The 24,972-nt window shown below is 57.1% G+C and carries 17 protein-coding genes and 3 pseudogenes; 8 read left to right on the top strand and 12 right to left on the bottom strand.

Annotation, left to right across the window (positions count from 1 at the left end; genetic code table 11):
• Positions 1 to 193: 193 nt before the first annotated feature.
• Positions 194 to 1,783: an ABC transporter substrate-binding protein gene (locus DPM33_RS30375; RefSeq protein ID WP_112101061.1), complete on the bottom strand. Its 1,590-nt coding sequence runs from the start codon at positions 1,781 to 1,783 to the stop codon at positions 194 to 196.
• A 397-nt stretch (positions 1,784 to 2,180) separates the two neighbouring features.
• On the opposite strand from DPM33_RS30375, the gene DPM33_RS36445 reads away from it, so the two are divergent.
• Positions 2,181 to 2,468 (top strand): hypothetical protein, encoded by a 288-nt coding sequence (locus DPM33_RS36445; RefSeq protein WP_167449269.1) that lies wholly within the window; start codon positions 2,181 to 2,183, stop codon positions 2,466 to 2,468.
• A 68-nt stretch (positions 2,469 to 2,536) separates the two neighbouring features.
• On the opposite strand, the gene DPM33_RS30365 is transcribed toward DPM33_RS36445, so the two are convergent.
• The 5 genes from DPM33_RS30365 to DPM33_RS35975 form a co-directional block, all read right to left on the bottom strand.
• On the bottom strand, positions 2,537 to 4,204 hold the full coding sequence (locus DPM33_RS30365; RefSeq protein ID WP_112101059.1) for an ABC transporter ATP-binding protein: 1,668 nt from the start codon (positions 4,202 to 4,204) through the stop codon (positions 2,537 to 2,539).
• The gene (locus DPM33_RS30360; RefSeq protein WP_112101058.1) at positions 4,204 to 5,028 is read right to left on the bottom strand and encodes an ABC transporter permease; all 825 of its coding nucleotides are present in this window, start codon (positions 5,026 to 5,028) and stop codon (positions 4,204 to 4,206) included. The genes DPM33_RS30365 and DPM33_RS30360 overlap by 1 nt, the downstream gene beginning before the upstream one ends.
• 6 nt (positions 5,029 to 5,034) lie before the next feature.
• Complete coding sequence (locus DPM33_RS30355) at positions 5,035 to 6,009, bottom strand: ABC transporter permease (protein ID WP_112101057.1); 975 nt, start codon at positions 6,007 to 6,009, stop codon at positions 5,035 to 5,037.
• Positions 6,006 to 7,595, bottom strand: a complete 1,590-nt coding sequence (locus DPM33_RS30350; RefSeq protein ID WP_112101056.1) for an ABC transporter substrate-binding protein — start codon at positions 7,593 to 7,595, stop codon at positions 6,006 to 6,008. Before DPM33_RS30350 ends, DPM33_RS30355 begins: the two co-directional genes overlap by 4 nt.
• A gap of 427 nt (positions 7,596 to 8,022) precedes the next feature.
• Positions 8,023 to 8,394: a hypothetical protein gene (locus DPM33_RS35975; RefSeq protein WP_146770346.1), complete on the bottom strand. Its 372-nt coding sequence runs from the start codon at positions 8,392 to 8,394 to the stop codon at positions 8,023 to 8,025.
• Positions 8,395 to 8,451: 57 nt separating this feature from the next.
• Here DPM33_RS35975 and DPM33_RS30340 point away from each other — a divergent pair.
• A protein-coding gene (locus tag DPM33_RS30340) for an IS5 family transposase (RefSeq protein ID WP_112101054.1) occupies positions 8,452 to 9,218 on the top strand; the annotation gives its coding sequence in 2 pieces (ribosomal slippage) (positions 8,452 to 8,776 and positions 8,776 to 9,218; 768 coding nt in all).
• Positions 9,219 to 9,599: 381 nt separating this feature from the next.
• On the opposite strand, the gene DPM33_RS30335 is transcribed toward DPM33_RS30340, so the two are convergent.
• Together DPM33_RS30335 and DPM33_RS30330 are read right to left on the bottom strand one after the other, a co-directional pair.
• Positions 9,600 to 10,994, bottom strand: a complete 1,395-nt coding sequence (locus DPM33_RS30335) for an MmgE/PrpD family protein (protein WP_112101053.1) — start codon at positions 10,992 to 10,994, stop codon at positions 9,600 to 9,602.
• 217 nt (positions 10,995 to 11,211) lie between these two features.
• Positions 11,212 to 12,795, bottom strand: coding sequence for an ABC transporter substrate-binding protein (locus tag DPM33_RS30330; RefSeq protein WP_112101052.1), 1,584 nt, complete (start codon positions 12,793 to 12,795; stop codon positions 11,212 to 11,214).
• A gap of 551 nt (positions 12,796 to 13,346) precedes the next feature.
• Here DPM33_RS30330 and DPM33_RS37175 point away from each other — a divergent pair.
• Complete coding sequence (locus DPM33_RS37175) at positions 13,347 to 13,577, top strand: hypothetical protein (protein WP_245442493.1); 231 nt, start codon at positions 13,347 to 13,349, stop codon at positions 13,575 to 13,577.
• Between the two features lie 377 nt (positions 13,578 to 13,954).
• Here DPM33_RS37175 and DPM33_RS30320 read toward each other — a convergent pair whose 3' ends face one another.
• Positions 13,955 to 15,271, bottom strand: coding sequence for a serine hydrolase domain-containing protein (locus tag DPM33_RS30320; RefSeq protein ID WP_112101050.1), 1,317 nt, complete (start codon positions 15,269 to 15,271; stop codon positions 13,955 to 13,957).
• A gap of 419 nt (positions 15,272 to 15,690) precedes the next feature.
• On the opposite strand from DPM33_RS30320, the gene DPM33_RS36700 reads away from it, so the two are divergent.
• Positions 15,691 to 15,873 carry a hypothetical protein gene (locus DPM33_RS36700; RefSeq protein ID WP_208648471.1) on the top strand — a complete coding sequence of 61 codons (183 nt, stop codon included), beginning with the start codon at positions 15,691 to 15,693 and terminating at the stop codon, positions 15,871 to 15,873.
• 275 nt (positions 15,874 to 16,148) lie between these two features.
• Positions 16,149 to 16,553: pseudogene (locus DPM33_RS30310) on the top strand (transposase); the annotation flags it as partial.
• Positions 16,554 to 17,702: 1,149 nt separating this feature from the next.
• Here the strand turns inward: DPM33_RS30310 and DPM33_RS30300 are convergent.
• Entirely contained in the window at positions 17,703 to 18,164 is a 462-nt protein-coding gene (locus DPM33_RS30300; protein WP_112101048.1) for an Lrp/AsnC family transcriptional regulator, read from the bottom strand.
• Between the two features lie 414 nt (positions 18,165 to 18,578).
• Here DPM33_RS30300 and DPM33_RS30295 point away from each other — a divergent pair, with 414 nt between their 5' ends.
• The 3 genes and pseudogenes from DPM33_RS30295 to DPM33_RS37170 form a co-directional block, all read left to right on the top strand.
• Positions 18,579 to 19,625: an aminotransferase class V-fold PLP-dependent enzyme gene (locus DPM33_RS30295; RefSeq protein ID WP_245442491.1), complete on the top strand. Its 1,047-nt coding sequence runs from the start codon at positions 18,579 to 18,581 to the stop codon at positions 19,623 to 19,625.
• A gap of 7 nt (positions 19,626 to 19,632) precedes the next feature.
• Positions 19,633 to 20,805: a M20 family metallopeptidase gene (locus DPM33_RS30290; protein WP_245442488.1), complete on the top strand. Its 1,173-nt coding sequence runs from the start codon at positions 19,633 to 19,635 to the stop codon at positions 20,803 to 20,805.
• A 153-nt stretch (positions 20,806 to 20,958) separates the two neighbouring features.
• A pseudogene (locus DPM33_RS37170) lies at positions 20,959 to 21,217 on the top strand (IS30 family transposase); the annotation flags it as partial.
• 12 nt (positions 21,218 to 21,229) lie between these two features.
• Here the strand turns inward: DPM33_RS37170 and DPM33_RS30275 are convergent.
• Together DPM33_RS30275 and DPM33_RS30270 are read right to left on the bottom strand one after the other, a co-directional pair.
• Positions 21,230 to 21,568, bottom strand: a pseudogene (locus DPM33_RS30275) (IS3 family transposase); the annotation flags it as partial.
• Positions 21,544 to 24,018: a GcvT family protein gene (locus tag DPM33_RS30270; protein WP_112101045.1), complete on the bottom strand. Its 2,475-nt coding sequence runs from the start codon at positions 24,016 to 24,018 to the stop codon at positions 21,544 to 21,546. The gene DPM33_RS30270 and the pseudogene DPM33_RS30275, both read right to left, overlap by 25 nt.
• Positions 24,019 to 24,972 lie beyond the last annotated feature (954 nt).

Raw genomic sequence — 24,972 nt, 5'->3', positions numbered from 1 at the left:
TGATCCGCAGGGTGAAGATACTGTTTGACACCTTCACATTAGCGATCAGCATCTGCAGCCGTTCATGCGCACACATATTTTGTGCCCGCTTGGTCCAGAAGTTAGCGTTCGGATGACCGCGAGAGAAGGTGAATGCCCAGCGCGATGGGCTGGGCAACTAGCCTCAGACGGGCGAGCCCCATAAGCACTCGGTTCAGGCTTCCAACCAGCATTTGACCAGTGCCGAGGCGTTACTCACGTCTCTCATAGGAGACTTCTCAAAGCCCTTCACGCCCGGCCCTGTGGCGTCGATGTACTGGTTAAATATCGGCGTGATTGCGCCACCCTCGTCCCGGACGATGATGGCCATCTCACGATAAAGGTTCTTGCGCTTGTCCTGGTCAAATTCAGCGCGTGCCTCTGTCAGAAGCTTGTCGAACTTCTCGTTAAAGAAGTGCGTATCGTTCCATTGCGCGGTCGACAGATAAGTGGTCGAGTATATCTGGTCTTGCGTCGAGCGACCGTTCCAGGCGCAGGTCGAGAAGGGTTGCTTTAGCCAAACATCCGACCAATAGCCGTCGCTCGGCTCGCGCTTCACCTGAATTGCGATGCCGGCTTTGGCGCAACTCTGCTGAAAGAGCTGGGCGGCCTCGACAGCACCGGGAAAGGCTTCCTCAGAAGTCCGAAGCAGGACCGGTCCGCTGTGGCCCGACTTCTGATAGTGAAATTTGGCCTTGTCTGGATCAAAGGCGCGCTGCTCAATGCCCTCAGGGAAAAGTTGATAGGAGGCACTAATCGGAAAATCGTTACCTATTGAGCCGTAGCCGCGCAAAATCTTGTCCAGCATTTCCTCACGATCCATGGCTAGCTTCAACGCCATTCTAAGATGATTGTTGTCGAACGGCGCGGTGTCGCACAACATGTTAAAACAATAGAAGCCTCGCCCGGTCACGTTCTGAATCGTTACGCCGGGATTGCGTTTGAGCAAGTCAACGACCTTGGGCTCCACGGAGTTGATAATGTGGACTTGGTTGCCTTGCAAAGCCGCAATGCGCGCCGTACCATCGTTAATAACGATGATTTCGACCTGATCGGCATGGCCGAGTTTGTCGCCTTGCCAGTAGTCTTTGAACTTTTCGGCCCCATGTCGCACGCCCGGCTGATTAACCGTGACCTTGTAGGGACCTGCGCTGATGCCAGCGGCCGGATCATCCTTGCCGCCGTTAGGTTGGATGATCAAGTGATAGTCGGTCATCAGATAGGGCAGATCAACGTTGGGCTCTCTGAGCGTGATCACGACGTCGCGGCCATCAGCCTTGATCGATTGGATACCCTTCATGATGCCGAGCGCGCCAGACTTTGCTTCCTTGTCGGAGTGCCGTTCGAGCGTGGCGACGACATCCGGGGACGTGACTTCTTTGCCGTTGTGGAACTGAATCCCTTTGCGGACCTTAATCGTCCAAGTCTTAGCGTCCTTTGACGAACCAATTTCCTCGGCGATGCGGTATTCGAATCCGCCCTCGGGGGTCATTTCCATCAGCAACTCGCCCCAGCATTTGCCGAAGGCGATGGGAACCCCACCGAGGAAGGACGCTGGGTCGAGGCTATCTGTTGCTGCACCGCCCCGGAGGCCGGCCTTCAGGATGCCTCCCTTCTGCGGCGCCTGCGCCTTTGCGACTCCGGCTAGAAGCGAGGTGGCAAAAGTGGCGCTGACGCCGAGCGCCGCTGCACGGCCGAGAAATTCACGTCGGCTAAGCCGGCCCGCAGCGACGCCGCGTGTGAGATAGTCGAGTTCCTGCGACATTGAGATCCTCCATCTTTTCAAGTGTTGCCCTAAGCGCCGACGCATGCGGCTTCTCGTCCTATTCGAAATGAATGGTATGTCAGCGGGACTGGCCAACTTGCCCAAATTCTGCTTATTCACGCAGTAAATCAGCGTCTTTTTGGTTGATACGCATCCACGCAACGCTAGTCTAGTTGTGAGAGTGCAAGATTCCAGGCCGGAGTGATGGAAGAGGACGGCTCGGGAACACTGGTTGCTTGTTGCAAATCGTGCAGAGTTTGCACGAGTAGCTGATATCGACGCCGTGCGCATGGGAGTAGGCAGCCCCGCGTGGGGGCTCGGATAGTTGATGATCTCCTACGCGATCGCCAAATGCGGGCTGACGGCCTGATTGGGGCTGCACAGGATAGCCACAATCATGAGACTGATCGATCAGCGTACGACACTGGGACCCTGCTTTTTGTTCCGCTCGGTTCTGAGGTTTGCGGGGGCACGATATCGAGCGCTCCACTGGCAGGTGGACGATCTGATACTTGCCTGCCGACAGTCCGCTCTTACCCGCTTGCAGATCCGGCCGATGGTGTTTCCAGGGTCGGGCTTCTTTTATATTGCGTTCGACACGCACCAGCGTACCCTCGTCGCCAAAGCGGCCGACGAGATGAATGCTAATTGGCAATCCGTCAGAGCTGTGCGCCAAGGGCAGTGACACGGAAGGTTGTCCCGTGACATCGAACACCCGGCGACCAGGATCATCATGCCCGAATCCGGTGAAGCTCAGTTCCCCGCACTCTCCATGCGGCGTCCCTTGATAGCGCTTTCCAACCAGCCAACCTCCATCTCGGGAACCGAGGAGAGCAGCAGGTCGGTATAAGCATCGAAGGGAGGCCTGAGCACTTGCGTCTTTGAGCCGTAGCGGACGACCTCGCCGCGATACATCACCGCGATGGAATCGGCGATCGCCTTAACGGTCGCAAGATCGTGGGTGATGAACAGATAGGCCACATCTTCGAACTTCTGCAGGCGGAGCAACAGCTTGAGGATGCCGTCGGCGACAAGCGGGTCGAGCGCGCTGGTCACCTCGTCGCAGATGATGAGCTTAGGCTTCGCGGCGAGCGCGCGGGCGATGCAGACCCTCTGCTTTTGCCCTCCTGAAAGCTCAGCCGGATACCGGTGGACGAAACCCTTGCCCATCTCGATCTCATCTAGTAACTCGCCGACGCGGGCATCGCGCTCCTTTCCTCGCATGCCAAAATAGAATTCAAGCGGCCGGCCAATGATAGTGCCCACCGTCTGGCGCGGATTCATCGCCACGTCGGCCATCTGATAGATCATTTGCAGTTCTCGAAGATCATCCCTGGATCGGTCTGCGAGCCTGGGCGCGAGCATGCGGTTGGCGAAGGTGATGCTGCCGGCAATCGGGGGCAGCAGCCCCGTGATGACGCGTGCTAGGGTGGATTTTCCGGAGCCCGACTCGCCCACGACAGCGAGCGTTTGGCCCGGATGGATGTCAACCGAGACGTGCTGCAGAACTTTCACGGCATCGCCCCCATAAGCGGCAGTGATGTTCCTCACCGACAACAGAGGCTCCTGCGCCGGATTCTTTTCCTCATGATCGATTGAGCGCACCGACACGAGCGCCTTGGTGTAGTCCATGCGCGGCGCCTCAATCACTTGTCGTGTTTCGCCGTGCTCTACCATTTTGCCATCTTGCAACACCATGATCTCGTCCGAGACCTGGGCCACCACCGCGAGATCATGAGTGATGTAGAGCGCCGCGACGCTCGTGTCGCGGATAGCATCCTTGATGGCTGCCAGCACGTCGATTTGGGTCGTCACGTCGAGCGCCGTGGTCGGCTCGTCGAATACGATCAGGTCGGGTTCGGAGCAAAGTGCCATTGCAGTCATCACGCGCTGCAACTGGCCGCCAGAGACCTGATGTGGATAGCGGGATCCAATTTTTTGAGCATCGGGCAAGCGGAGTTTCTTGAACAACGCTATAGCGCGCTTTTCCGCCTCGGCCCTGGTCCCGAGACCGTGCAGAAGCGCTGCTTCCACCACCTGGTCCATGAGCCGATGCGCCGGGTTGAAAGCGGCGGCAGCCGACTGCGCAACATAGCAGACCTCGCTGCCGCGAACTTTTCGCAATCCCTTGACGCCGCCTTGCAGAATGTCGCGGCCGTTGAGCAAGACCTCGCCGCCTGTGATGCGGACACCGCCGCGTCCATACCCCATTGCGGACAGGCCGATGGTCGACTTGCCGGCGCCCGATTCGCCGATCAGTCCCAGCACCTTGCCTCGCTTCAAAGCCAGCGACACGCCGTCGACGATGGTGACGTCGCGCGGCTTCTCGTTCGGCGAGTAGACAGTCGCCTCGACCTTAAGGTTGCGGATTTCGAGCAGAACGTCGCTTTCGTGCCGCGGTTTCGCGTGGCCATTTGCCATTAGTCGCGACCTCCCTTGAAGCTGGTGGTGCGAGTGAGCACCCAGTCGACGACCAGATTGACGGAGATCCCCAATCCTGCGATCGCGGCGGCCGGGATCAGTGCGGCAGGAATGCCGAAGACGATGCCGTCCTTGTTTTCCATCACCATGCCGCCCCAATCTGCGTCCGGCGGTTGCACGCCAAGGCCCAGGTAGGATAGCGCCGACAGAAACAGCACCGAAAAGATGAAGCGCAGGCCCAGTTCCGCCACTAAGAGCGACATTGCATTGGGCAGGATCTCGCGAAAAATGATCCAGCTGAGACCCTCTCCCCGCAACTTGGCTGCTTCTACGAAGTCCATTGCGTTGATATCCGCAGCGACGGCACGTGAGAGGCGATAGACGCGCGTGGAGCTTAAAATCCCCATCACGAGAATGAGAGTCACATTGTTCGCGGGCAGCACTGCCAAGATTACGAGACCGAAGATCAATGTCGGTATGGCCATTAGTAGATCGACAACGCCCGACATAAGTGTGTCGACCAGCCCCCCGACCACGGCGGCCGTAAAGCCGAGGATAGCGCCGAGAGAAAAGGACAGAGCAGTTGCCATACCGGCAATAAAGATCGTGATGCGGGCGCCGTAAATCATGCGCGAGAGCAGGTCTCGCCCGAGATTATCAGTGCCCAGCCAATGCGCTGACGACATCGGCGCCCATACGTCGCCCACGATCTCGCCATTGCCGTGTGGGGCGATCCATTGCGCAAAAAGCGCACAGATAACTGCCAGACCGGTCAGGAGTAGGCCGATCCACGCCGCGAGCGGGATTTGTCTAATATTGAACATTGTTACCTACTTGGGATGCCTCAGGCGCGGGTTGGCAAGGATCGCAGCGACGTCCGCCACGATGTTGAGCCCGATGTACACGGCAGCAAAGATGAGACCGACGGCTTGGACCACCGGCACGTCGCGCTTGACGACATGATCGACAAGATACTGCCCCATCCCCGGATAGACGAAGATCACCTCGATCACGACAACGCCGACCACCAGATAGGCCATGTTAAGCATCACGACATTGACGATGGGCGCGATGGCATTCGGGAAAGCATGCTTACAGATAATATCCAAGGCTGAAAGCCCCTTGAGCTCGGCCGTCTCGATGTAGGCCGACTGCATCACGTTCAGAATAGCTGCACGCGTCATGCGCATCATGTGCGCCAGCACGACGATCACCAAAGCGATTACCGGCAGCACAATCGCTTTCAGCTTTTCAAGAAAGGGCATTCCGTCATAGACAGTCGAGATCGATGGGAACCACTGCAGCTTCACGGCAAGGAATAAGATAAGCAGATAACCGATGAAGAATTCAGGTAGTGACGTCGACGCCAAGGCAAATCCCGAAATCGCCTTATCGACAGGACCGTTGCGGAAACGCACAGCTATCAGCCCCAGGATAATTGAGAGGGGAATCGACACGGCGGCGGCCCAAAAGGCTAGGAACAGCGTGTTCCACAGCCGAGGCATCAGCGTCACAGTGATCTCCTGTCGCGTGGTGAGCGCCTTCCCGAGATCGCCAGTCAAAACCCCACCAACCCACTGGAAGTAACGCATATAGGCAGGATCATTGAGGCCCAGCTCCTGACGCAAATTGGCAACTGCCTCGGGCGTGGCCGACTGACCAAGGATGGACTGTGCCACGTCGCCTGGAAGAATCTGGGTCCCCGCGAAGATCAGCACGGAAACGGCGAAAAGGAGGAAAATGCCCAGCGCAATGCGCTGGGCAACCAGCTTTAGAACGGGCGAGCCCCTAAACGCGCCCTTCATGCTTCGATCCAGCATTGCGCCAAGGCGTAGCCGTTGCACATATCCCGCGCAGGATGCTTCACGAAGCCCTTCACGCCGGACCATGTCGCGTCGATGAACTGGTTGAAGAACGGCACGATCACGCCACCCTCGTCCCGAACGATGTTGGCCATCTCGCGATAGAGGTTCTTGCGCTTCTCCTGGTCGAGTTCGGCGCGCGCCTCTTTGAGAAGCTTGTCGAATTTGTCATTGAAGAAGTGAGTGTCGTTCCACTCCGCCGTAGACAGATATGCACTCGAATACATCTGGTCCTGCGTTGAGCGGCCGGTCCAATAGGAGGCATAGAAAGGCTGCTTTTGCCACACCTCCGTCCAGTAACCGTCCCCCGGCTCACGCTTGACCTCGAGGGTGATGCCGGCCTTGGCGCAACTCTGCTGATAGAGCTGGGCGGCATCAACCGCACCCGGAAAGGCCAAATCCGAGGTCCTGAGCAGGATCGGCCCGCTATGGCCCGACTTCTGATAGTGGAATTTGGCTTTATCTGGATCGAAAGTGCGCTGCTCCACGTCATCCGGAAAGAGCGGATAGGCATTGTTGATTGGGAAGTCGTTACCCAACGAGCCATACCCCCGCAGAATCTTGTCCAACATTTGCTCGCGGTCCAAAGCAAGCTTCAACGCTATTCGGAGATCGACGTTGTTAAACGGCGGTGTGTCGCAGAACATGTTGAAAAGATAGCAACCTCGCCCCGTCACATTCTGGATCGTGACGCCAGGGACGCGCTTGACCAAGTCGACGACCTTCGGCTCGACACGGTTGATCATGTGGACCTGTTTGCCTTGCAGAGCAGAGATACGTGCCGTGGCATCGTTGATGACTATGATTTCAATTTGGTCGGCATGGCCGAGGTTGTCGCCCTGCCAGTAATCCTTGAACTTTTCCCCGCCGTGCCGCACGCCGGGCTCGTTGACGGTCACCTTGTAAGGGCCGGCCCCTATCCCGGCGGCAGGAGCATCCTTGCCGCCATTAGGCTGGATGATCAGGTGATAATCGGTCATCAAATAAGGCAGTTCAACGTTGGGTTCCTTCAGCGTGATGATGACGTCGCCGCCATCGACCCTGATCGTTTCGATACCGCGTAGGACCCCCAGAGCGCCTGATTTGGACTCTTTATTGGAATGACGCTCTAACGTGGCCACGACGTCTTGTGGCGTTACTTCCTTGCCGTTGTGGAACGGGATGTCCTTCCGAATTTTCAGGGTCCAGGTCTTCGCATCCTTCGAGGAGCCAATTTCCTGGGCGATGCGGTATTCGATCCGGTTGTCGGGGGTTACTTCTATCAGCACCTCGCCCCAACATCTGCCGAAAGCAATTGGAGGGGCCCCCGCCGGAAGCGCTGGGTCGAGACTGTCGGTGGCGCCACCGCCCTGAAGACCGGCCTTGAGAATGCCGCCCTTTCGCGGCGCCTGCGCCTCTGCGGCGCCGGCAAGAAGCGAGTTGGCGAAGGCGGCGCTCATGCCGAGTGCCGTCGCACGGCCAAGAAATTCACGTCGGCTCATCCGGCCCGCGACGACGCGGCAGCTAAGATAGTCGAGTTCCTGCGACATAGGATGCTCCTCCCTTTGTTTGGTCCCCGAAGCCGTTCAGGCTGCTTTTGTTTTGGTGATATTAGACGGCTAGGAAGGCCGGCTTGCCCAAATTCTTCCCCGATTGGCGCAGGAAATCGGCATTTTTGACGCCTTGTGTATATAAGATGACGGAACTCCAATTTGGCAAAGCAGGCCTGCCAAATCCGGTCATGCCCTCGGCGGAAATTCGATTGGGTCGCAATAGATAGGCACAGGCGCATATCGCCAAGGCGGTGGCTATCTCCCGACATCGCACCGCCGACCCCTTCCACGATCGCAAGTCGAGGCCCCCGGATGGCACAGCTGAGCGAGAAGCACTTGGACGATCCCGAGTGCGGAGAACCCTAGGTCGTGAACTCATAAATGCGATATGAGCGAGCTGTGTGGGAAGCGGAATTGGGCTGGCTTAACCCTCCACTTCCCATTTTAGTTGGCTGGCATCGACAGCGTCCGAGCCCATGTGCTCAACAAAATAGTCTTGTATCCTCTGGCGATGTCGATCCCATCTGGGAGACATTCGCTCACTCTCATTCTCATACTCAGCTAGAAATACCCATTCCACAAATTGATCCGCTGTAACATTACCGGATTCAGGAATGAAATCGATGACATCCATGAACTTGTCACCGTGCATTCCTCCGCAATAGCCATGACCAGCACAGACCGCGTGCATAAGCGAGTAGAACCTATCATTTGTTTTCATGAAACATGCGCGATGATGAAGCGGAATGCCTACGCGCGCTGCCGTAACATATCCTTTTTGCACGTAGGTCCACAATGGGCCGTCTTCTGACCGAGACTTTTATTTTGCGACGAAATCTGATTCACGCTCAGCATGAGTCGATATGACCTGACCGATTTCGAATGGCGCGTGATCGAGCCCTTGTTGCCCAACAAACCGCGAGGGGTGCCGCGCGTGGATGACAGGCGAGTGCTGAACGGCATCTTCTGGGTGCTGCGATCCGGTGCGCCATGGCGCGATCTGCCAGAGCGATACGGCCCACGCACCACCTGCTACAATCGTTTTGTCCGATGGCGGAAAGCTGGTGTGTGGGACCGCCTCATGGCCAACATTACCAAAGCCCATGACGGCAAGATGCAGATGATCGACACCTCGATTGTTCGCGTCCATCAGCAGGGCGCGACGGCAAAAAGGGGGGTCGAGATCATTGTCTCGGTCGATCCCGAGGCGGGCTGACAACCAAAATCCATGCTCTTGTGGACGCTAAAGGCAGGCCGATCAAGCTGATGCTCACGGCAGGACAGATGAGTGACATCGCCTCCGCAGTGGACTTGATCACGGACTTGCCCGAGGGTGCCATGCTGCTCGCTGACAAAGGCTATGATGCCAACGTCTTGCGGACTGTCGTCACCGACCGAAAGGCATGGGCCAACATCCCGCCCAAGGTCAACCGCAAGGACCCGATATGCTTCAGCCCCTTCCTCTACAAGGCGCGCAACCTCATCGAGCGCTTCTTCAATAAGGCCAAGCAGTTCCGCCGTATTGCCACCCGCTACGACAAGCTGGCCGAGAACTATCTCGCCGCCCTCAAACTCGTCTCAATCCGCATCTGGTTACGCGGTAATGAGTCTACGCCCTAGGTGGCAACCCGCCCCGTCGACCATGGTGGGATGCTATCCACGACAGTGTGGTCGTACCCATCCTTCGCATCGTGTTCGAGGAGCGCGAAGTGGCAGCCGTAATCAAAGAATCAAAGAGCCCGCGAAGCTCTTGCACCACCACTGCATAGCCCTGCGTCGCGAACATTATGGCTACGGGTTTGCTGGGTTTAGGCAGGAGAGACTTTGCCGTACTTCGTCCAAAATCGCGGACAGCTTGCCGGGGCAATCCGACGGGGCGGTACACATCCGTTGCAAGTTCCACATAGCGACACGCAGCCCCGCCTCCAGAACTATGCGGCGCGAACAGCGTCGTGCCAAGGTCAGGACACAGGGGGGATGCCTCTACGCTCCTGGACTGGCCTATTTACCGCCAACCAGCAGATCGAACAGCGGTGCCAACGTAGGCCGCTTATCAAGGTCGTCTATGAACTCCCCGATCAACCCGAGCTGCTTCTCAGAGAACGGCAACATGGACATTTCGGCACAAGCTTTAAGTTTTCGCATGCCATCGGTGAGCGAAGCAGGGTTTTCGGGATGGCCGAACGGCTTGTCGATGCGGATGAAATGTTGCCTTCCAGACTTTAGCTTCACCTTTACTGTAGTCGGCGAATTGCCGTACCGACCGTGAGTGCGATTTATTTCTGGATCAATCTCGACCTTCGTGGCCGCCATGATGCGGCGGACCGATGGATCCTGAAGGGCTTCGGCGCGGAAATCGCCAATTGCGACTTGCCCGCGCTGCGCCGCCACAGCTACGGCGTAAGGCAGGCTGAAACGCGCCGCGACCGGGTCATCTGGATTCCATTTTTGATCGCGCGGCTCGACGACCACACTCGCAGCACGCTCATTCAAACCGAGCTCAATAAGAAGAATATCTTCGCCAGTGAAATTGTGTTCCTCACGTAATTGAAGGAGACCATCGATCCCGTGATGCGTAGCTCTGCAGGATGGCCAGGGTTTAAAGCTAATAGAGGCGTTCACATAGTCGGAACCAAGTTGGTCCACTATCGCATCCAGGCCATAGTCCGGTTCGAAGGCTTTATAGAAGCCATACTTCCCAAAGAATGGCTCCCTCGGACCGTTGAAACCCACGATCGCTGATAGGGCTGACTCAACACCCGAGCGAGCCCGCAAGCCCTGCTGCAGCGCGACCGTGTGTGCATTCTCCTCATACATTTGGAACTCGCCAGCGGCATGGGCGTAAGCGATACCGAATGCATTCCGCATCTTCTCTTCGTCGACCCGCAGCAACTTCGCACTCACAGCCGTGGCGCCCCAGACAGCGACCATATTGTCGCGGCCTGTATCTATAGCGTTGGTTGCGACGCTTCGTGATAGACGGATGTGCAGATCGATAGCCGTCGCGAGAGCCGACAGCAATTCGGCTCCCCTTATGGAAGCGTCGCGTTCGGCAAGGGCCAACGCGGGCGGAACATTGTATGCGCTGGCGTGGCAACCATTAATAGCAATCTCGTAGGTGTCATCAAAATCAAGGGCTCTAGCTGTCGTGGCATTGACAAGGACAGCCAAGCTGGATGGGAGCTTTTCTCCGGAAATCCAAACTGTGCATTCAGGTTTGCCACCAGACAAAGCGCCCAGTTGGCGGGCCAAGTGCGCAATAGGATCATTCGATCCTCCGATAGCGCACGCTATAGTGTCTAGGATCGAGAGCTTCGCACGGTCAATCGCTTCCCTAGGGATCGTGTCCAAACTCGAATTGAGAACGTGACTGATGATTTGCGTCATAACATCCATGGCCGAACCTCCAGGCAAGTAGATCTCTCTTTTTTCTGAGGAACAGATCCCGGCCGCCTCGTCAGGACCGCAGCAACGATCTCGGAGTGCATGACCCACGAGCGACGTTCTATGTTAAGCGCACACCTCAGCGTGTGGCTGATGACGAGCGCTGTCACCAGTCATCGTTTAATCAACATAGGAAGCCTGAGATCGTCCGTCAAAACCCGGGCTTCATTCAAGGCTCGATCCAGCATTTCGCAAACGCGTAACCGTTCATCAGTGAGTCGACCCCTCCGACATAGCCGCCAACCTTGTCGGAAATGGCGTCAACAAACTGGTTGAACATCGGCACGATCGTGCCGCCTTCATCGCGAACGATGATGGCCATCTCGCGATAGAGGTTCCTGCGCTTGTCCTGATCGAGTTCGCCGCGCGCCTCGATGAGAAGCTTGTCGAACCTTTCTTTGGAGAAGTGTGAGTCGTTCCAGGAAGCCGTCGACAAATAGACGGTCGAGTACATTTGGCTCTGCGTCGCTCGTCCGCTCCAGTAGGTTGCGCAGAAGGGCTGCTTGTTCCAGACTTCCGACCAGTAACCGTCGCTTGGCTCGCGCTTGACCTCGAGGGCGATGCCGGCCTTGGCGCAGCTCTGCTGGAAAAGCTGCGCGGCGTCGACTGCACCGGCAAAGGCAACCTCGGAGGTCCTGAGCAGGACCGGACCACTGTGGTCCGACTTTTTATAGTGGAACTTCGCCTTATCCGGATCGAAGGTGCGCTGCTCGATGCCTTCGGGGAAGAGAGGATATGAGGCGTTAATCGGGAAGTCGTTGCCGATGGTCCCGTAGCCGCGCAAGATCTTATCGACCATCTCCTGCCGATCTATCGCCAGCTTAAGCGCCATCCTCAGATCGCTATTGTCGAAGGGTGCGGTGTCGCAAAACATGTTAAAAACATCATAGCCGGGACCTGACACGGCCTCGACCTTCAGGCTGGGCACGCGCTTGACGAGATCGACAACCTTGGGCTCCACCATGTTTATCATGTGAACCTGGCCGCCCTGCAGGGCGGAGATGCGCGCCGTGGCGTCGTTGATGGCGATGATCTCGACCTGGTCGGCGAAACCCATCTTGTCAACCTGCCAGAAATTGGCGAAGCGCTCGCCGACGTAGCGGACACCGGGCTGGTTGACGGTCACCTTATAGGGACCGGCGCTGATGCCTTCGGTCGGATTGTCCTTGCCACCGTTGGGCTGGATGACGAGATGATAGTCCGTCATCAGAAAGGGCAGTTCGGCGTCCGGCTCCTTTAGGGTGATGATGACGTTCCGGCCGTCGGCCTTGAGGCTCTCAATGTTGGCCAAGATACCCAGCGCGCCGGATTTCGATTCCTTATTGGAATGGCGTTCCAGCGTAGCCACAACGTCTTCCGCCGTTACTGTTTTGCCGTTGTGGAATTCGACGTCTTGACGAATTTTGAAGGTCCAGACCTTGGCGTCCTTGGACGAGCCGACTTCCTCGGCGAGGCGATGCTCCAGTCCGCCGCCGGGCACCACCGCAACCAGATACTCGCCCCAGCATTTGCCGAAGTTGGACGGCAACGTCATGAAAACAGCCGGGTCGAGGCTTTGGGTCGCCTCACCGCCATGGAGGCCACCCTTGATAGTTCCGCCGCGGACCGGCCCCTGGGCCCGAGCCGCGCTAGCGAGGAACGAATCCGCAAACGTGGCCGAGACGCCAAGAGCCGTCGCACGGCCGAGAAATTCACGCCGGCTCAGCCGGCCCGCAGCGACGCAGCGGCTCAGATAGTCGACTTCCTGTGACATTTGGATCTCTCTCCCTCCAAGTGTTCCCCTGGGCGCCTTCCGTGCAGCCTCTGTTTTTGTGACAGTAACAATGTGAATGAGGTTGCTATCCGCGAATGCCCGCGAATAATGCAGGAAACCGGCGTTTTCGGCCCGGTGACGCATAGGAGCGATTTCTTATCGGAAGGTTCGCTAGTGGCCCACCCGCTGTTCCTGCAGTCTAGAGTGGAAGCAAACAGCGGGTTCATTGACGCTGACTGGATTAGGAATTTGTGTTTACAACGGCCGAGCTAGCCGAACTTGGAGGCCTCTCTGCTACCAGCTGCGACTGAAGCGACTGCGAGATGCTGGTGATTGAGGCTGATGTTGCCGTAGTGTCCCCAAGGCGGCGGGCGACGCATGCCGATGTTAGCGTCCATCAGCCTGAAGCGCGATTGCATAGATATCATTGATCTTTTCAGGCACGTGGTTCGGCGCTTGCCGCAAAGGCTGACTCAAAACTCGGTTACGCATGAGGCGGAGTTGCTATGCTGCGAAGGATAAGGCTAACCGACGCAATCCAGGCTCGGCGCTTGGCGATGGTCATCTCGATGTCGTTGGCCAGCCAGCGACAACATCTCAGCAAAGCGATAGTTCGCTCGACGACCCATCGTCGCGACAGCCTCTCAAAGCCTTTGGCCGTGCCGGAGCGCTTGATGGATCTCGATGGTCCACGTGTCGAAATTGGTCAGAGCCTGCGTCAGTTTTTCTGCGGCAGCGCCGCCGGCGAACTGACGGCGCAAGCTGTCGAATGGGGGCGATGACGCGACTGCCGCATTCCTGTCTTGGATCGTCCGCCGTATGCACCGCCATATCGACCAGGCACCCTTTGATATGGCGTTTGCGGGCTCGACCTTCTTGCCGGCGTTCAGGCTTGCCTGGCGACCGAGGGGGCACGTGCTGCTACCCAGGGAGAAATTTATTGTCCTCCACAGCCGATTGACTCGCGGAGCACAGCAATAGCGCTGAACCATTCCAATCCCGAGTTTCGGGTCAGGTTTTTAAGATGCTAAGTGCTCCTCTCAGTAATGATCGGCCATTGCCCTACCGCGACGGCCTTATACGGTGGGCCGACAGGATCGTCCCGGCGTTCCACGATCGACTACCCGGTCGCCGCGGAGGGCAGCGCAGGCCCCACTTCTTAGCTTTCCAATTCATCTCGGATGGCGCGGATCGCCGCCAATGTATCAAACGGAAGGGGTTTGGGGGCCTGGTAAACTTGGTCCGGCCACTGAGCGCGCTTCACCGGCAATTGCCCAGGCTGGTGGGAGAGTTTCACCGCCGCGAAGTCCGCGACTGGATCAATATAGATCACTTGGCCACCATACCCACACGCGATATAAGCGCCTCTCTCTTGGTCCTCAATCCAGAAAGTATTGTGATAAGTACCGTTTGGCAGCTCTGACTTCGCATCTACGTAGGAGCTCGCGTCATTTTCGAACGACTTGAACAGGAGAGGATTAGGGCGTCGTGTAGCCTCGATCCATTCAGATGGAACGATCTGCCTTCCGTTCAGTCTGCCGCGGCGCAGATGCAGCAGCGCGAAGCGTGCATAGTCACGCAGCGTGGCCTGGAACCCGCCGGACGACATGGCGAAACGGGATGCGTCCACGATTTGGCAGGCGTCTTCCTCCGCCCCCATCGGCCCCCACAATTCACTGCTCAACAGCTCGGGTAGAAACTTGCCGGTTACGCGCTGCATGATGAGCCCCAGCACGTCGATGTTGGGGTCAAAATACGCGAAGCGCGCGCCGTGTGGCGCCTCTTTTTCCGTTATCCGCAGAATAGCTTGCCACACGTCCCCTGGAGCATCAGGGTGCGCCTCGGAGGGGCCGAAATAGCCGCCAGCAACACAGAAATTGTAGTATTCGGTATGTGGCTCATGCCATGGGCCCTTCATCGTCGCGCCGGCCGTCATGTCTAACAGGTGCTGCACAGTTGCGCCGCGAAAGGCGGTCACTTGAAGCTCGGGCAAATACTGCGTTACCGGACTTTCAGGGTCGATAATTCCCCGGTGGACAAGGATTCCGACCATCGTCCCCGTGATGGACTTCGAACCTGATCTGGCAATGTGCTTAAAATGCGGCTCCATGCCATTCATGTATGTTTCGAACACGATCTCGCCGCGATGCAGAACCAGAAAGCCGTCAGTATAGTCCCTCTCGAGATAGTCGCGGATTGTGGCGCGCCGGCCTTCTCTGGACGAAAATTGGATGTCGCCGATATCCTTGAGCCGGCGCGGAAGTGGCAGGACGGGTCCTGCCCCCCGCCAAACCCTAGCGGTTCGCGTATATTCGCTTACGTGCGAAAATGTCCAACGGCTGTAGGGCCAAAAGGACCACTCATCCGGCGGGATCATAGGCGCCCCTGACGCCGGGTCGAGCTGCCATGACTCGGGACCGGACGGCGATGATTTGCCTGCAACACGGCGGCTGAGATCGTCGAATTCCTGAGACATCGAAATGCTCCTCCCTCTAGGGCTCTACATAGCATCGTCGATGAACTGTTTCGCGCTCACTGCCCCTGCTGTCGGCGCATCAAATCGGCGTTTTTCTCGTTGCCTACGCAGTTTGGAGGCTTTGCAAGGAAGAGCGTGTATTTCGGCGTGCAGTTTTGACCCTCTGATGGAGTGGGCCCCTCGGGCCGGACAGGATGGTTTTCGGTAATTGACTGGCAGCCAGGTTTTCAGAGGATGAAGGCCCACGGCAAAGCACCGAACCCACAGCGTCGAGTTCAAGCGGCAGGTTTCGCAGGAATATTTCGGTGGCGAGACCCTGCATGCCCTCTCGAAGCGCCACGTCATTTCACGCAATCTGGTCCGGGCATGGGTCGAGAAGTTTCAGGCGAGCGCCGCAGTGGCCGATCTTCTGCAGGCTGATGAGGCGCATTGCCGCGCTTGAACGGCTAGTCGGCAACGGTCTTCTGGAACTGGAGTTTCTAAAGGGGCTCTGCAGTACTGCGGCAGAGAAACAGGCCTACATCCGCGACCATCTGTCTCATGGTCTCTCCGTCGCCGAAGGATGCCGGCTGATGGGCCTCTCGCGCACGACCTTCTATTGACCGGCCGCGCAGCGCGGCAGGCGACACCGCGATCGAAGCGATCGCAGCTATCTGCGACGAGTTCGAGCAGTATGGCTAGCGTCGCGTCCGCGCCGGCCGGCGCCCAATCTCCTGCATGGTGGTCCTATACCCTGAGAGGTGCGATCTCTTCGCGCTCCACCAATGACAGGTACCGCCCAGAGTTGGCTTCGCCGAGGATCTGAACATCGCTGGTGGCACGATCGCCCGCCAGAATCTAATCTGCTCATCGGGCCCCGCCACAGGGCCGTCCTGGTAACCGCAAGGCCATTGTGCCAGCGCTCAGGGCAATCTACAGGGTCGCGGATGCCGAAGCCGGCATGAAGGCCCTGGAGGACTTCGAGGCCGGCGACTGGGGGCAGCGGTATCCGGCGATCACACAGAGTTGGCGGCGCAGCTGGGAGCACGTCGTGCCATTCTTCGCTTATCCCGAAAGCGTGCGCCGCATCATCTATACTACCAATGCTATCGAGGCATTGAACTCCAAGCTGCGCCGCGCCGTTCGAACGCGCGGCCACTTCCCCAATGGCGACGCGGCCATGAAACTGCTATATCTGGTGCTCGACCACGCGGCCGAGGAATGGAAACGACCGCCGCGCGAGTGGTTCGAGGCCAAAACCCAATTCGCCGTCGTGTTCGGCGAAAGGTTCGTCAGCCAGTGACGAAACCGGCCTCGCGCACAGAATTCCTGACAGTTCCTCCGGCAAATACTGCGTTACCGGACTTTCAGGATTGATAATTCCACGGTGGACAAGGATTCCGACCATCGTACTCGTGATGGACTTCGAACCCGATCTGGCAACGTGCTTAAAATGCGGTTCCATGCCATTCATGTGTTTCGAACACGATCTCGCCGTGGTGCAGAACCAGAAAGCCGTCAGATAGTCATTCTCAAGAAATTCCTGGACGGTGAACGCGGCGGCCGTCGCTAGAGTCAAATTCGATGTCACCGATATCCCTGAGCCGCTGTGAAAGCGGCAGGACCAGTCCTGGCCCCCGCCAAACCCTGGCGGTTCGCGTATATTCGCTTACGTGCGAAAACGTGCTGTAAGGCCAAAGGACCACTCATCCGACGGGATCATAGGCGCCCCTAGCGTCGGATTAAGCTGCCATGACTCGGGATCAGACTGCGATGACTTACCCGCAACGCGGCGGCTGAGATTGTCGGCTTCGTGCGACATGGAAATGGCTTCCCTCTGGGTGACTCGCAGCCAATGGGCCTATCTGGTGTATAGCATCGCTGTTGAATTGCTTTTGCCCGCACCAACCTTTTTTCGATGCAGGAAATCGGCGTTTTCTCATCGCGAAGCAGTTTGGACACGCCTTGCAGGTTCGGTGACCAACCAGTCGATGATCCGAGGATGCTGCCGACCACATGGCAAGGTGCGAAAGCGTTCCTTACCCCGAGCTTGCGCGCCCCTGATGTTGTCAACTGTGGGCCGCTCGACCGCCTTATCCTCAATATCAGCGAGGCTGGTTAAGGATAACCGGGTCGCGGCGCCGACATACCCCCGCCGGCATTGTCTCTCGAAGGAACCACGGGCTATGGGCCATATCGAGCGCCACGTTGTACTGCGCCACGTTCCACGATCCGCCATGATCATGAGCCACTAACCGCGCCTTGCCGTCCTGCTATGAGGCCCGACGGCCGAGCTCTTACGCGAAGAACGATGCAGCACGTCGAGATACAGAATGATGTCCGCGCACTTCGCAAACGCCGGAGATCATATTACTACCCGACGAAGTCCAATAAGGCCCTTTGGCGGTTGACACAAAGCCCCGAACTCTGGCTGCGAGATCGAATACTGCTGTCACTCTTCAATAGGAAGAGCTAACGATGCTTTGATTCGGTCCATTACCACCATCGTCTTGACTGCTTTGATATCAGACTCGTGAAAAAATCGACGCGTAAATGCCTCATACTCCGCCATATCTCGCACTGATATCAGGAGAACGAAATCAGCTTCACCCGTCACATAATACGCACTCATAATCTCAGGCGTGCGCCGAACCGCTTGCTTGAAGCGATCAATGATATCTACCCGCTCGCGCTCGAGACTGATTGACGCCAGCATGAGCATCGGCCGACCCACGGCGTGTGGCGAGACTATGGCAACGTCAGCCTCAATCACACCATCATCCCGCAGTCGCTTCAGTCGCCGCTGACAAGCAGTCGCAGAAAGGCCCGCAAGTTCGCCCAGCTCGGCTGTCGTTAGGCGATTGTCGCGCTGCACCGCGTTGAGAAGCTTCCGATCAACTCGATCCAGGTCCATTTCACGATCACTGCAAAGAAGAGTACATTGCGCAGAAAAACTGCTCCTCTCCGTGAATATTAGCCTGACTTCCACAATGATCAAGTCATAAAATGATGTGACAAGCGACGGTCCCTTGCTAGCCCCGGGGGACCAGAGGTTTACCACTATGAATTCGGCCGCATGGTACGGTCGCCCGCAGGACGGCTTCTCAATCAAAGGCAACTGTAGAAATTGGGCTTCCTGAATAGGTTTTGCACTCTCTGCCCACCAAGCACGGATCTGATGACGAGCATGACAAGCCATTTTCTTCCCTTGGACGTCCTCCGGACGGAGTTTCCGGCCACTAAAAGCGCCATTTATATGGATGTTGCAAATCAGGGGCTCATATCCCGAACGACCCGCGCGTCTGTGGATCAGCATCTGGACAATAGAATGAATGGCCTCAATGACGAAGAAAAAATGATGGAACTTGTCGAGATGACACGTTCCAGATTCGCTCAATTCATTGGCGCCCAAAAAGATGAGATCGCTGTCACGAAGAACGCATCGGAGGGCATTAATATAATTGGAAACGCAGTTGCTTGGATGCCCGGAGACAATGTTGTCCTGTGCCGGCACGTCGAGCATGCAAACAATATCTTGCCATGGCTGCATCTCAGAGACAAGCACAGAATTGAACTTCGGATGGTAGAAGCTGATAACGGTGCAATTCCGTGCGATGCTGTTACCAAAGCCATCAACTCTCGCACCCGTATCGTCACACTATCGACGGTCACAATGGTCCCAGGCTTCAAGACAGAGATGGAGCCGATTGCCGAAGCTTGCAAGCGGGTAGGCGCCTTTCTGTTGGCCGACGCATCCCAATCAGTTGGTATACTCCACACTGATGTAAATCGGCTCGGCGTCGACGGTCTGGTAGCATCATCTTACAAGGGGTTGATGGGCCTCTATGGGTTGGGATTTTTGTATTGCCGCCAAGAATGGGCCGATTGCCTAAGCCCTGCCTACCTCGCCCGCTTCAGTGTCGATCTGGGGAACGCACCAGAGTCCGCACCTATATTCGATTCGGTGAAGTTGCGCGCCGGCGCGCCCCGTTTCGAAATTGGGCATTACAATTTTCCGGGCGTCATAGCGGCCTACGCATCAATGGGCCAGTTGATGGAAATCGGCACGCCGGCCATTGAGGAGAGCGTTACATCGGTTGCAAACCGTCTCGTGTCGGGCCTTCTAGATCTTGGCTTACCTGTCTGCGGCGGAGCGCCCGGGCATCACATCGGAAGCATTGTGGCTCTTGGAGATCCGTCAGCGCCTACTGCTTCGCCTCAAGCCGGCCGCATTCAATCACTGCACGAGTATTTGTTGAACAACCAGGTGATCGTCTCATCACGCCGCGGCATGCTGCGCTTCTCACTTCATCTATACAACACTGCAGACGACGCTGATCGAGTTGTCGGCTTGGCTAAGGACTGGCTGGCATAGCCGCGCCTTGCTTCTTGGGAAACAGGAGTACCTTATGTCGTCTATTGGCACACAGACAGTTGAGCTTCTCCAGCAGCTCGTCCGGATTGAGAGCATCAACCCATCAGCGTCAGCAAAGGGGAGCGGGGAGCAAAAGGTCGCTGAATTTCTCGAAGACTTTTGCCGGGCGCGAAATCTACCCTTTGAATATCAGGAAGTGACAGGTGGCCGTTCGAACTTTTTTACGTGGGTGACAGGTAAGGATCCTGCCAAGCGTGTCCTGTTCATTTCTCACATGGACACCGTGCCGGTTGATAACTGGGAGGCAGATCCTTTTTTCCCAGAAGAAAAGGATGGCAGGATATACGGGCGAGGAAGCTGTGACGATAAGGGCCCCTTGGCGGCGATGTTAATGGCACTAGCCACCCTTGGAGAGCGCAAGCCCGCAGCCACGATCGTCCTGGCTGCGAGTGTTGATGAGGAGTACCGGAAGAAGGGAGCCCGAGCAATCGCCCAGTCAGGAGTTTTATACGACGCTGCAGTGGTCGGTGAGCCCACTGACTTGGAGCTCGTGGTTGCACATAAAGGATCGGTCCGCTGGCAGGTGGAAGTGGAGGGGGTGCCCGCTCATAGCTCCAAGCCTCATCTTGGAGTGAACGCGATTACCGGAATGGCAAAGGTCATTCTGGCGCTCGACAAAATCAATGAGACTTTGTCGCAACGGGTGCATCCGTTGGTCGGCCCTTCGACTCTCACAGTTACTCTCATTGAAGGAGGGGTAGAGTTGGCAACTGTGCCGCCGTCATGCCGCGTCTGGATCGACAGACGGCTCACGCCTGGAGAGCGACCGGCGGATGCACTTCAGGAGGTTGAGAACATATTGGAAGAGCTGCGGCAGGGTCCGGAGAAGATTAACGTTCGTTCGTTGCTCCCCGCTTTGGAAGATCCAGCTCCACCAAGCGCAGAGGCGACGAAAATTGCCGCAGTGGCCGCTAAGGCATGTGCAGAAGTCGCAGAAACGGGCAAGCCCCTTGGGGTTCCTTACGGCACGGATGCCAGCCAGCTGTCGTTGGCAAACATTCCCTGCGTTATTCTCGGCCCGGGGAGTATCGATCAAGCCCATACCGCCAATGAGTTCGTCGAGATCGATCAGCTCGGCAAGGCGGTCGAAATCTACCAAAAAATTATGCTTAGTTACTAGGCCGTGGTGACAGCATGATTGCGGCGAGCTTGACGAAGCCGAGGAAGTTGGCGGCGATTTTGTTATAGCGCGGAGCGATGCGCCGCCATTGCTTGAGCTTTGCGAAGAAAGCCTCGATGCCCCCAAGTGGCGCCGCCGTTCCTGGTCCGGCCGTCTTGGAGGCCGGAGCAAGATCGCCCGACGCTTGCCGATCAACTGCCGGACGACAAGACGATGCGCTTCAGCCACGAAGCCATCTATCAAGCCCTCTTCGTTCAGGGTCGGGGAGCGCTACGCCGCGAACTGTCGGCCTGCTTGCGAACGGGACGCGTGCTGCGGGTCCCCAGGCCCGCGTACGCCGTCGAGAGTAAGAGCTTTGTTTGCCGGAGATTTGATCAGTCAACGCCCCGCCGAAGCGGCCGATCGCGCGGTCGTCTACAGCCGGAAACAGCTTCTTGTTCACGACGAGGCCCTCCCGCAGCCTCAGCATCACGAGAAGACGCCGATAGCCGAAGCGGCGACGCTCCTGCGCGATCACGATGCTCGCGGTCGTCCGGCCTGCTGGTCTCGTGGCAACCAAGCTTTACACGCCCGCCGTTCGCTCATCCCGAAGCCTTCCTACAGGCGGGCGACAGCTTTCCGCTTGGCCGCGGGCGTCACCATTTCTTTCCCACAAGACGCCATTGTCGAGCATGGCGTCGGCCAGAAGCCGCTTCCGCCGCGCCCTTGCTCGCGCACGGCGGCCCTCGTCGGCGCGTACTATTGCTTTGCCCGATCCCCATTTGGATCGAAGAACGCCCGCAGCGACGCGTCGGACTCGTAGAGTTCGCCGGCGATCTCGATTTCCCACCGACTGCTTTCGAGTAACTCCTTTGTGACACCGGCAGGATGGTTTACATATCCCATTCCAACTGACGTTCCGATTGTAAAGCTCTTCACGCCAGACGAAATATACCCGACGATCTTGCCGTCGCAGCGGATAAGCTCTTCATGGAAGAGAACCGGCTTCGGATCGCGAAGCTTGAATGATACCAGTCGTTTTTTCAGCGGCCCTGCGTTTTTCTGAGACGTCAACGCCTCTTTTCCGATAAATCCGCTTTGTTTATTCCAGTCAACTGTAAATCCAAGGCCAGCTTCAAGCAACGTGTCAACTGGTGTAAGGTCAAGCTGATATTCTCGGTAGGCGCGCTCAGACCGCAGATGTTCAAGCGCGTGGTATCCTGCGGCTTTGAGGCCATACGCTCGGCCGGCCTCCCAAACAACGTCAAACACGTGCTGTGCCATCTCGGTTGGAATATGAAGCTCCCAACCAAGCTCTCCGACGTAAGTCAGTCGATTGGCTATTATGCGAGCATACCCGATATCAATTTCCTGACTGGTGGCGAATGGGAAGGCCGAGTTTGCCAGATCTGTGTCCGTTACCCGGGATAGGATTTCGCGCGATCGCGGGCCTTGCAATGAAAGGACCGCGTACCCGGATGTCACATCAGTTACCGTGACATTCCATTCATCGGTAATATGCTTTGAAATCCATGCCTTATCCCTGGGATGGACCGTCGCTGAGGAGATAATTAGGAACTCCGTCTGCGACAAGCGGTTTACGGTGATATCCGTTTCTATCCCGGCCCTTTCATTGAGCATGTGGGTGTACACCAGCTTCCCCACAGCAACATCTACATTGCCGGCGCAAAGCCACTGGAGGAAGCGGCAGGCGTCGCGACCCTGAACCAGATGTTTGCCGAAAGAGCTTTGGTCCAACAAGATAGCATCGTTGCGGGCAGCCTTGCACTCCTGACTGACGTACTTGAACCAGTTCGGCTCGTCGTAGGAGTAGATGTTTTTGGTCGACTCCCCCTCGCCTGCGAACCACATGGGACGCTCCCATCCCATTCCTTCACCAAAGCTGGCTCCAAGCCTCGCCCACCGGTCGTGAAGCGCGCTTTTGCGGACCCCTCGGGATGTCTCAGGCTGGTAGGCTGGCCAGTGCATCTTGTAGTGAAGGCCCAGCACTTCGGCTGTACGATCGTGCAAATATCGCTTGTTGACCTGGAAGGGATGAAATCGGGCGACATCAACGAAGCTGATGTCCATTTGAGGCTCGCCCGCGATGATCCACTCTGCCAGAGCTCGCCCGGCTCCTGCGCCGAATTCAATGCCCTCTGAGTTATAACCGGTGGAAACGTAAAGGTTTTTCAATCCAGGAACTTCACCGATCATGAACAGAAGGTCGGGGGTGAAACTTTCCGGACCGTTGAAAAATTTGGCAATGCCGGCGTTCGCGAGATCAGGGACAATTTCTATTGCCTTGGTCATCGGCAGTTCAAAGTGCTCCCAGTCTTCCGGAAGCTCGATGAAGGCCGTGTCCCTCGGAAGCTTGCCCATCGGCAAAGGTTTTCCCCAAGGCTCGAAGGCACCAACCAAGAGCTTTCCTGTATCTTCCTTAAGATACACATGCCCGTCGGTGTCGCGTAGCACTGGCAAGGAGGGCGACACGAAATCCATGGCTTCGGTCACTACATAAAAGTGCTCTGCCGCGTATATCGGAATTCGTGCCCCTAACTTCGACGCAAGTTCTCTGGTCCAAAGCCCACACGCAAGTACGAGAATTTCAGCTTCAACGACTCCGTCATTAGTCCGGGCTTGGTAGTGCCCATCAGCTGTACGCCAGAGGTCGGTCACTTCCGCTTTTTCGGCGATTTTTACGCCGTTTTTCTTGGCACCAAGTGCTAGCGCCATGCACGTGTCAACAGGATTGGTTTGGCCGTCGCCCGGGATGAAGACCGCACCTTCGACGATCGAGGCGTTGAGGGCCGGATAGAGCTTTTTCGCCTCGCTCGGCGAGATAATATTGGCCTCAAGGCCAAAACTCTTGGCGATCGATGCGTTGCGAGCGGTTTCGTATAGGCGCTCTTTGGTTCTGGCGACCCCGAGCGTGCCATTTCGTTTGAATCCGGTAGCTTGCCCGGTCTCGGCCTCCAGAGCGGAGTAAAGTTCTGCATTATACTTTGCGATCTCCGTTAGCGCGTGGGTGCCACGCGTCTGCATGATCAAACCAGCAGCGTGCCAAGTTGTTCCGGACGTAAGGCTGTTGCGCTCCAGAAGCGCAACGTCCTTCTTACCGTTCTTTGCAAGGTGAAAGGCAATACTTGCTCCCGCAATGCCTCCACCAACTATGAGAATCTCGTGGTGGCGAGTGGGTACCTCACGAGGACGGAGGGGCGGATTCGTAATCATATGTATCCTTGTTCGGTTTCACTCGATGCAAGCGGCAAGGGGTCGACCTGTTTAGCCAGATTGAGCTTCTATGGGAGCGTTTCCGCGCATTTCCGGCCCATCGATTATTTTGCAACAGACTAAGGGGCGGAGCTCGCGGAGAGCCTGCTAATGGGACGCAAAAACGGTGCCATTCTGCATATTACTCAAGTTCAGCGCTGAATTATTGCGCCTGCGGGCGGCGCGGCGACAATCAAACCCGGTATACGCGTTGCACGGCATGTCCAATCGTATCCTGCACCTTCTTCCCGACTCGGTCCTCGACGCAGACGGCTGGGGACCACCCTCGCCGCTTGGCCGAGCCTCCGTAAGTTCTAGAACTCAATGCCTCTACGGAGCCGACCAGTCGGCGGACCTACTGTGGGTAGTAGCGACGCGGTCTTTGAAGATGGTGCACTAGGTCCGCATTTGAATTTCCCTTGCTCTGCGTCGACGCGATCTGGGTACAGATTAGAAATGAAGGTCTCGTCCCCAATGGACCATCAAATCCAGCTGGGCACCTTAACCGGCGGCACCAAAGGAGGTGGAGCAACTGAGGAATGAAGGGGCGAGCAGACTGCCACATGAGTGGCTTAACACCAACACACCCAACGCGCTCGTCTTCAAGTGGAAGCTTCGACAGGCCGGGAAGAGCCGCCTTGCGCACAAATTCTCGACGGCCCGCCGGTCGAGCGCGACGACTGTCCCCGGCGACAAATATACCCGTCTGTCCGTTAATCGGCCTTGGTCTGCGTAGAGGCAAATCAATGCGGTCTTCGACTCGCCGGCCAGTAGCGCTTGCTGGATAGGTGGACGGCGACGAACAGCGCGGGCGACTCGCGTCTCCCAGGTTCCTCGGCGCCACGCCTACTGCGGACACTCAGCGCCTGAAACCGCTGGGAGAGATGGGACGAGGATTGGGAAGCAAAGCACAAA

Source organism: Mesorhizobium hawassense (assembly GCF_003289945.1).
Taxonomy (GTDB): Bacteria; Pseudomonadota; Alphaproteobacteria; order Rhizobiales; family Rhizobiaceae; genus Mesorhizobium; species Mesorhizobium hawassense.
Note: the sequence above shows the minus strand (reverse complement) of the source record. Positions and strands in the feature narration are given on the sequence as shown.

Coding starts and splice junctions, on each gene's coding strand:
- DPM33_RS30330 (WP_112101052.1), bottom strand. CDS start 12,795: ATGTCACAGGAAGTCGACTATCTGAGCCGCTGCGTCGCTGCGGGCCGG.
- DPM33_RS30350 (WP_112101056.1), bottom strand. CDS start 7,595: ATGTCGCAGGAACTCGACTATCTTAGCTGCCGCGTCGTCGCGGGCCGG.
- DPM33_RS36700 (WP_208648471.1), top strand. CDS start 15,691: ATGAGGCGCATTGCCGCGCTTGAACGGCTAGTCGGCAACGGTCTTCTG.
- DPM33_RS30300 (WP_112101048.1), bottom strand. CDS start 18,164: ATGGACCTGGATCGAGTTGATCGGAAGCTTCTCAACGCGGTGCAGCGC.
- DPM33_RS30295 (WP_245442491.1), top strand. CDS start 18,579: ATGAATGGCCTCAATGACGAAGAAAAAATGATGGAACTTGTCGAGATG.
- DPM33_RS30375 (WP_112101061.1), bottom strand. CDS start 1,783: ATGTCGCAGGAACTCGACTATCTCACACGCGGCGTCGCTGCGGGCCGG.
- DPM33_RS30270 (WP_112101045.1), bottom strand. CDS start 24,018: ATGATTACGAATCCGCCCCTCCGTCCTCGTGAGGTACCCACTCGCCAC.
- DPM33_RS30335 (WP_112101053.1), bottom strand. CDS start 10,994: ATGGATGTTATGACGCAAATCATCAGTCACGTTCTCAATTCGAGTTTG.
- DPM33_RS30365 (WP_112101059.1), bottom strand. CDS start 4,204: ATGGCAAATGGCCACGCGAAACCGCGGCACGAAAGCGACGTTCTGCTC.
- DPM33_RS30360 (WP_112101058.1), bottom strand. CDS start 5,028: ATGTTCAATATTAGACAAATCCCGCTCGCGGCGTGGATCGGCCTACTC.
- DPM33_RS30320 (WP_112101050.1), bottom strand. CDS start 15,271: ATGTCTCAGGAATTCGACGATCTCAGCCGCCGTGTTGCAGGCAAATCA.
- DPM33_RS30355 (WP_112101057.1), bottom strand. CDS start 6,009: ATGAAGGGCGCGTTTAGGGGCTCGCCCGTTCTAAAGCTGGTTGCCCAG.
- DPM33_RS36445 (WP_167449269.1), top strand. CDS start 2,181: ATGAGACTGATCGATCAGCGTACGACACTGGGACCCTGCTTTTTGTTC.